This window comes from Sellimonas intestinalis, assembly GCF_001280875.1.
Taxonomy (GTDB): Bacteria; Bacillota; Clostridia; order Lachnospirales; family Lachnospiraceae; genus Sellimonas; species Sellimonas intestinalis.
The window spans coordinates 25118-32637 of record NZ_LGAJ01000022.1 but is presented as its reverse complement, the minus strand read 5'-3'; the positions used below and the strand labels follow the sequence as shown (position 1 = coordinate 32637).

The following is a 7520-nucleotide window of genomic DNA, read 5'->3' as shown; positions in this document are numbered from 1 at the left end:
GTCAAACAGATCCACTTAATCGAAACGTTTAAAGGGGCTGGTTTTTTATCTGCCGTATCCCTTATGGGAGAGATTGGTGATTTTTCTGCTTTTTCAAAGCCAAAACAGCTTTTTGCTTACTTTGGTCTGGATCCGGCAGTAAAACAATCCGGCAAATTTGAAGGCAGCAAAATTCAAATGTCGAAAAGAGGTTCTGCTGTCGCCCGACGAGTTATTCATACACTTACTTTACAAAGCATCGGTACATCCCACACAGGAGAGGCTAAAAATCCTGTACTCCGTGATTACTATCGCAAAAAATGTGAATCAAAGCCAAAGCTTGTTGCAATGGGTGCTGTTTTGCTGATGTGTGATAAAGTAGTAATAGAAGTGTAAAAAATTTTGCCGTTCCTATCCGGCACTTAGCTTCTGTGGCGGATAGGTCGGGCGGTTTAGGCTTCCGGCAGGTCTATCTTGCCGACAAAGCTATAATAAATCTCTATGTCTTGTCTGCGGAGCTTCCCATGACGCTTGCCGTCCAACGGCACCGCTTCATAGACAATGATTTTCTCCACAAACTCACGAAGCAGGGTAGGGGTGAGTTCCTCAATGGTCGTGTGCTTGCGGACGATATTCATAAACTTTTCTGCATTTTCCGCAGCTTCCCGTACTCTGGAAAGTTCCTCCCGCAGCGCGGCGGCTCGTTCCTTTAATTCCCGCTGTTCAGCTTCATAATCAGCCGACAGCTCGGAAAAACGCTCGTCTGATATGCGCCCGGTCACGCTGTCCTCATACAGCCGCTTGAAGATAGCGGAAAGCTCGCTGATACGCTTCTCGGCGGCTTCCAGCTCCTTTTTCCGGGCGGTGTTCCTGCGCCGGTCGCCGTCCTCGTTCTGTTGGATAAGCTGCTTCATAAACCAGGCTTCGTTCTTGCCGCGTAGCTAGTTACGCGCCGCAGGTTTTCAATCACTCCGGCGGTCAAGTAGTCGGTGCGGATAAAGTGCGCCGTACAGTCGGCGGTGCGTTTCTTGTAGCTGCCGCAGATGTAGCAGTCCTGTTTCCGCTTCTCCGTCTGGTACCTCTGCTGATACATGACGCTGCCGCAATCCCCGCAAAAGAGCAAGCCGGAAAACAAACCCACTTCATCATAGCGGTTAGGGCGTTTGCGCTGCTTGCGTAACTCCTGTACGCGCTCCCATGTCTGCCGGTCAATAATCGGCTCGTGGTGGTTTTCAAAAATCGCCTGTTTCTCAATGGGGTTTTCAATGCTGTGCTTGACCTTGTAGGACGGCTTTTCGGTCTTGAAGTTTACCAGACAGCCGGTGTACTCCCGGTTTTCAAGGATATGCACGACGGTATTGGTCGCCCATTTACACTCATAACCGGGGTGGTAGCGGCGTGTGCTGCCTGTCCTGCGGTATTCCAGCGTTCACGGCGTTGGGATTTGCTGCTCGGTAAGCATACGGGCGATTTTGGTCGGTCCGTTCCCGGCAAGACATAGGCTGTAAATCTGCCGCACGACAGGGGCGGCTTCCTCGTCTAAAATGAAATTTTCGTCCTCGTCCATGAGATAGCCATAGACGGGCTTACTTGTAATAGGCTTGCCACTCATGCCTTTGGAGCGTTTTACCGCTTTGATTTTCTTGCTCGTATCTCTCACCAGCCATTCGTTAAAGATATTCCGCAGCGGGGCAAAGTCGTTCTCGCCCTGTGCGCTGTCCACTCCGTCGTTGATTGCGATAAAGGGGACGCCTTTCTGTGGGAAAATCATTCCGGTGTACATTCCCACCTGTAAGTAATTGCGCCCTAACCGGCTCATATCCTTGACAATGACGGTGCCGACTTTCCCTGCTTCAATGTCCGCAAGCATGGACTGAAAGCCCGGTCTTTGGAAAGCTGACGTTAGATAACGATACTTTTGAAAACACTGGAAAATCAAGGTTTTTCGAGCGACGGACAAGCAGGGTATTGTACTAAAAACTGAATACGACGCAGAAGCGGCGTTTCTTACTCTCTACATGGGAGAACAGGAACGCCGCTTTTTTCATGCCCTTTGTTACGCAGTAGGGGCAGAAAAAGCCTTGCTACAAGCGGTTTTCCGGGCGCGTATCTGGCGCGGAAAGGGATTTATACCTTATCCCCCGAAACCGCGCTTCTACTGCGTAACAAATCCAAAGCAAAGGAGCTATGAACTATGGCAGTTTTCAGAGTGGAACGGAACAAGGGCTACACCGTAATGAGCAACCACCACCTACGCAACAAGGAGCTTTCCCTAAAGGCAAAGGGGCTGTTGTCGCAAATGCTGTCACTCCCCGAAGATTGGGACTACACCTTGAAAGGCTTATCCCTTATCAACCGGGAGAAGATAGACGCTATCCGCGAAGCCATTAAGGAGCTTGAACGCGCCGGGTATATCGTCCGTTCAAGGGAGCGCGACGAGAAAGGACGCTTGCGGGGCGCGGACTATGTGATATTCGAGCAGCCACAGCCGCCTACGCCGGATTTACCTACATTGGAAAATCCAACATTGGATAATCCAACGCAGGAAAAACCAACATTGGAAAAACCTACGTTGGAAAATCCAACGCAATTAAATAAAGATATACAAAGAACTGACTTACCAAAAAAAGAAAAAATAATTACTGATGAACAAAGTACCCATTCCATTCCTATCCTTTCCCCTAACCCCTCTCCTTGCAGAGAAGCGGCTGCGCCGCCGGAACGGAAAGGAACGGAAGCGACAGCACAGAGCGCAGTTGATATATACCGGGAAATCATCAAGGACAATATCGACTACGACATTCTCAAACAGGACATGAAGTTTGACAGTGACAGGCTTGACGAGATTGTAGACCTCATGCTTGAAACCGTATGCACCGCAAGGAAGCGGGTACGGATTGCAGGGGACGACTACCCGGCAGAGCTTGTGAAATCTAAGTTTATGAAACTGGACGGCGAGCATATCCGCTTTGTGCTTGACTGTATGCGGGAGAACACAACGAAAATCCGCAACATCAAGCAATATCTGAAAGCAGCCCTTTTCAACGCCCCGTCCACTATCGGCAATTATTACACTTCCCTTGTCGCCCATGACATGGCAAGCGGCGCACTGTCACCGAAGAAGCCGCAGTACGGCGACCCGGACTATTATTCATGCAAACCGGGCGAAAGCCTGTAAAACAACAAAAGGAGGATTTTATTATGGCACAGAAAATGACAGGAGCATTGGTATTTGACGAGCGCACCGACCGTTACGACATCCGCTTTGACTTAAACAGCTACTACGGGGGCTTGCATTGCGGCGAGTGCTTTGACGTATTCGTGCGGGGCAAGTGGAAGCCGACCCGGATTGAGTACGGCGACAACTGGTATCTTGTGGGTATCAGAGCCGAGGACTTGAACGGGCTGCGGGTGCGTATCTGACCGCCGCCCCATAAAGAAACGCGAAAGGAGGACGCGACAAATTGCAGGACGAAGTAAACGAAAAGACCATAGCCCTTTACATCAAGACCGGGAAGCTGACCGCGCAGACGCTCCAAAAGGCAATGAAAGCCATACTGTCAAAGGGAAAAAAGCAGCTTTCCAAACCGCCACAGGGCAAGCAGAGCTTAAAGCAGCTTATGAAGCAGAACGCGGGCGTTTCCAACATTGAGATTACCGAGGGCAATATCAAAGCCTTTGAGAGTACGGCGAAAAAGTACGGTATCGACTTTGCGCTGAAAAAGGACGCGACGGAAAGCCCACCCCGCTATCTGGTTTTCTTCAAGGGGCGGGACGCGGACGTGCTGACCGCAGCCTTTAAGGAGTTTTCCGCAAAGAAGCTGACACAGGAGAAAAAGCCCTCTATCCGAAAGCTGCTCTCAACCCTTAAAGAAGCCACACAGGGCAAGAACGCGGAACGTGCGAAAGTCAAGAACAAAGACAGGGAGGTATCGCTATGAAGCCGGAAATCAAGAAGCTGCTTATCCTAAATCTCCCGTATCTGCTCTTTGTCTGGCTCTTTGATAAAGTGGGCGCGGCTGTCCGTCTATCCCCCGGCGCGGACGCAAGCGCAAAGCTGCTACATCTTGGGGACGGTTTTACCGCCGCCTTTTCCAGTATCGCGCCGAGCTTCCACCCGGCAGATTTAGCTTTAGGCATTGCGGGGGCGGTCATTGTCCGGCTGCTTATCTACACCAAAGGCAAGAACGCGAAGAAATACCGCCGCGGGACAGAATACGGTTCGGCGCGTTGGGGCGGGGCTGACGACATAAAGCCGTACACAGACCCGGTATTTGAGAACAATATCCCGCTTACGCAGACGGAACGGCTTACCATGAACAGCCGACCGAAGCAACCGAAATACGCAAGAAACAAAAATATCCTTGTAATCGGCGGTTCCGGCAGCGGCAAGACCCGGTTCTTTGTGAAACCGTCGCTCATGCAATGTACGTCAAAGGATTTTCCAACGTCGTATATCGTCACTGACCCGAAAGGAACACTGATTTTGGAAACCGGGAAAATGTTGCAGCGGTACAAATACCGTATCAAAGTGTTAAATACGATTAACTTCAAAAAATCCATGAAATACAATCCCTTTGCCTATCTGCGGAGCGAAAAGGACATTTTGAAGTTAGTCAATACCATTATCGCCAACACCAAAGGCGACGGGGAAAAATCCGGCGAGGATTTCTGGGTGAAAGCGGAAAAGCTCTACTACACCGCACTAATCGGCTACATCTGGTATGAAGCCCCGGAGGACGAGAAGAACTTCACGACGCTGCTTGAAATGATAAATGCGTCGGAAGCCCGCGAGGACGACGAGGATTTCCAGAACCCGGTTGACCTCATGTTTGAACGTCTGGAAGAAAAAGACCCGGAACATTTTGCAGTCAAGCAGTACAAAAAATACAAACTGGCGGCGGGCAAGACCGCAAAAAGCATACTTATCTCATGCGGCGCGAGGTTAGCCCCATTCGACATTAAGGAGCTGCGGGAACTGATGGAAACCGACGAAATGGAGCTTGACACCATAGGCGACAGAAAGACCGCCCTTTTCGTCATTATCAGCGACACCGACGACACCTTTAACTTTGTCGTGAGTATCCTCTACACACAGCTATTCAACCTCTTGTGCGACAAGGCAGATGATGAATACGGCGGGCGGCTTCCCGTCCATGTTAGGTGCTTACTTGATGAATTTGCGAATATCGGGCAGATACCAAAGTTTGAAAAGCTCATTGCAACGATACGGAGCCGGGAAATATCCGCGTCAATCATCTTGCAGAGCCAGTCACAGCTAAAAGCCATTTACAAAGACAACGCCGATACCATAGTCGGCAACTGCGACACCACGCTTTTCTTGGGCGGCAAGGAGAAAACCACCCTTAAAGAAATATCGGAAATTTTAGGAAAAGAAACGATAGACAGCTTTAACACGTCCGAAACAAGGGGGCGGGAGCTTTCGCATGGGCTGAACTATCAGAAATTGGGAAAGCAGCTTATGACGGAAGATGAAATTGCAGTCATGGACGGAGGGAAATGTATCTTGCAGCTACGCGGGGTGCGCCCGTTCTTTTCGGACAAATTCGACATAACGAAGCACCCGAAATACAAGTACCTGTCCGACGCAGACCCGAAGAACGCCTTTGACATGGAAAAGCACCTTAAACGCCGCCCCGCCATTGTCAAGCCCGACGAGGTTTTTGACTATTACGAGATTGACGCAGCAGACTTACAGGAGGACGCAGACCATGAGGAAACGTAGCGCAGAGGAAAAACAAAAGCAGCTTGAACGGTTTTTAATGAATGTTGCGGAAGCCGCCGACGCTGCATTATGGGAGTATTGGCGGGAAAAGGAAGCGGAACACCGCCGTTTTGCAACGGAGTATGTCACGCGCCGGGGGCTTATCCCGCAACAGTGACAGCATGGCAGACCGCCGGGGGACAGGGGAAGCTACACTTCCCCTACGCTGCCTTGCGGCAGCTACCCCTTTGTGAACTTGCGGGAAGCGAACACCTTGCTACGCAAGCTATTCACTTCCCGCAAGTCTGAAAAAACGTCCGGCAGCACAGCGGGACACAGAAAGGAGCGATTGAAGCAATCACATCTATCCATACCGGCTACATGATACGCGCCCCCACTTTCCGGCGCAGTACACAGCGGCAAAATCCGCACCCCTTACAACTGAATACCGCCGCGCCGCAGAACTTACGCAGCGCGGGGACAGCCGCCTTTACCAGAGGGCGGTTTTTTTGTGCGGCGGCATATGCTGACCGCCTTTTGTCCGCTTGCCGGACAGCCGCAGACGCGGCAGAAAGGATATATTTATGGCATTTTTCAATAGCGCAGTAGACGTTTTGCAGACCCTTGTTGTAGCACTTGGAGCAGGGCTTGGTATCTGGGGCGTAATCAATCTGATGGAGGGCTACGGCAACGACAATCCGGGCGCGAAAAGCCAGGGCATGAAGCAGCTTATGGCGGGCGGCGGCGTTGCCCTTATCGGCATGACCCTTGTACCGCTGCTTTCCGGCTTGTTCGGTTAAGAAGCGCGGGTAAAGGCTTATGCAGAGCATACTTGACGCGATTAACGAATGGATAAAGGAAATCCTCATAGGAGCCATAAACGGTAATCTGTCAACTATGTTCGGGGATGTAAACGAGAAAGTCGGCACTATCGCCGCAGAGGTAGGGCAGACCCCGCAAGGGTGGAACGCAAATATATTCTCCATGATACAGACGCTTAGTGAGAATGTAATCGTACCCATTGCGGGGCTTGTCATTACCTACGTCCTATGCTATGAGCTTATCAGCATGGTAACGGAAAAGAACAATATGCACGACGTTGACACTTCCATGTTCTTCAAGTGGGTGTTCAAGGCGTTTGTGGCAGTCTACCTTGTGACGCACACCTTTGACATCACTATGGCGGTGTTCGATATGGCGCAGCACGTTGTTTCCGGCGCGGCGGGGGTAATCGGCGGCAGCACAGAGATTGATGTTGCCGCCGCCCTTGCTTCCATGCAAAGCGGGCTTGACGCTATGGAAATCCCCGAACTGCTCTTACTTGTCATGGAAACAAGCCTTGTGAGCTTGTGCATGAAGATAATGTCCGTACTGATAACCGTTATCCTCTACGGGCGCATGATAGAAATTTACCTTTACTGTTCGGTATCGCCTATCCCGTTTGCAACTATGACGAACCGGGAATGGGGACAGATAGGAAACAACTACCTAAAATCCCTGTTCGCTATCGGTTTTCAAGGCTTCCTCATTATGATATGCGTCGGCATTTACGCGGTTCTGGTAAACAACATGATAATAGCGGACAATCTGCACAGCGCGATATTCTCCCTTGCAGCCTATACCGTTATCCTCTGTTTCTCCCTGTTCAAATCCGGCGCACTGGCGAAGTCGATATTCTCCGCGCATTAGCGGCGTGTCAAGGGCAGGGTGGAGATTTTCAGAGCGAAGCGGCGAAAATACGACCCGACCTTGACGCGGATAACCCCCATATAATACGGGCGGGCAAAGGGCATAGATTGACCTTTGCCTTGATTAC

At 50.8% G+C, this 7520-nt stretch carries 7 protein-coding genes and 2 pseudogenes; 8 read left to right on the top strand and 1 reads right to left on the bottom strand.

Annotated features, from left to right (window positions below; translation table 11 throughout):
- Window positions 1-339: pseudogene (locus AOA56_RS14905) on the top strand (transposase); the annotation flags it as partial.
- 92 nt (window positions 340-431) lie between these two features.
- On the opposite strand, the pseudogene AOA56_RS14900 reads toward AOA56_RS14905, so the two are convergent.
- Window positions 432-1918, bottom strand: a pseudogene (locus tag AOA56_RS14900) (recombinase family protein).
- A gap of 255 nt (window positions 1919-2173) precedes the next feature.
- Here AOA56_RS14900 and AOA56_RS14895 point away from each other — a divergent pair.
- The 7 genes from AOA56_RS14895 to AOA56_RS14870 all read left to right on the top strand — a co-directional run bounded on the left by AOA56_RS14895 (window position 2174) and on the right by AOA56_RS14870 (window position 7393).
- On the top strand, window positions 2174-3157 hold the full coding sequence (locus AOA56_RS14895) for a DUF6017 domain-containing protein (protein ID WP_053769995.1): 984 nt from the start codon (window positions 2174-2176) through the stop codon (window positions 3155-3157).
- Between the two features lie 23 nt (window positions 3158-3180).
- Window positions 3181-3402, top strand: a complete 222-nt coding sequence (locus tag AOA56_RS14890) for a DUF5348 domain-containing protein (RefSeq protein WP_002569164.1) — start codon at window positions 3181-3183, stop codon at window positions 3400-3402.
- 41 nt (window positions 3403-3443) lie between these two features.
- Window positions 3444-3920 (top strand): PcfB family protein, encoded by a 477-nt coding sequence (locus AOA56_RS14885; RefSeq protein ID WP_053769994.1) that lies wholly within the window; start codon window positions 3444-3446, stop codon window positions 3918-3920.
- A complete protein-coding gene (locus tag AOA56_RS14880) occupies window positions 3917-5725 on the top strand; it encodes a VirD4-like conjugal transfer protein, CD1115 family (RefSeq protein ID WP_053769993.1) in 1809 nt (602 codons plus the stop codon). The genes AOA56_RS14885 and AOA56_RS14880 overlap by 4 nt, the downstream gene beginning before the upstream one ends.
- Window positions 5712-5882: a hypothetical protein gene (locus AOA56_RS16160; protein WP_002569167.1), complete on the top strand. Its 171-nt coding sequence runs from the start codon at window positions 5712-5714 to the stop codon at window positions 5880-5882. The genes AOA56_RS14880 and AOA56_RS16160 overlap by 14 nt, the downstream gene beginning before the upstream one ends.
- A 406-nt stretch (window positions 5883-6288) precedes the next feature.
- Window positions 6289-6504 carry a Maff2 family mobile element protein gene (locus tag AOA56_RS14875; RefSeq protein WP_002569168.1) on the top strand — a complete coding sequence of 72 codons (216 nt, stop codon included), beginning with the start codon at window positions 6289-6291 and terminating at the stop codon, window positions 6502-6504.
- A 19-nt stretch (window positions 6505-6523) separates the two neighbouring features.
- On the top strand, window positions 6524-7393 hold the full coding sequence (locus tag AOA56_RS14870) for a VirB6/TrbL-like conjugal transfer protein, CD1112 family (RefSeq protein WP_002584320.1): 870 nt from the start codon (window positions 6524-6526) through the stop codon (window positions 7391-7393).
- The last annotated feature ends 127 nt before the right edge of the window (window positions 7394-7520 follow it).

Bases quoted from the DNA above. Each gene is read 5' to 3' on its own strand.
- AOA56_RS14895 (WP_053769995.1), top strand. From the start codon at position 2,174: ATGGCAGTTTTCAGAGTGGAACGGAACAAGGGCTACACCGTAATGAGC.
- AOA56_RS14870 (WP_002584320.1), top strand. From the start codon at position 6,524: ATGCAGAGCATACTTGACGCGATTAACGAATGGATAAAGGAAATCCTC.
- AOA56_RS16160 (WP_002569167.1), top strand. From the start codon at position 5,712: ATGAGGAAACGTAGCGCAGAGGAAAAACAAAAGCAGCTTGAACGGTTT.
- AOA56_RS14880 (WP_053769993.1), top strand. From the start codon at position 3,917: ATGAAGCCGGAAATCAAGAAGCTGCTTATCCTAAATCTCCCGTATCTG.
- AOA56_RS14875 (WP_002569168.1), top strand. From the start codon at position 6,289: ATGGCATTTTTCAATAGCGCAGTAGACGTTTTGCAGACCCTTGTTGTA.
- AOA56_RS14890 (WP_002569164.1), top strand. From the start codon at position 3,181: ATGGCACAGAAAATGACAGGAGCATTGGTATTTGACGAGCGCACCGAC.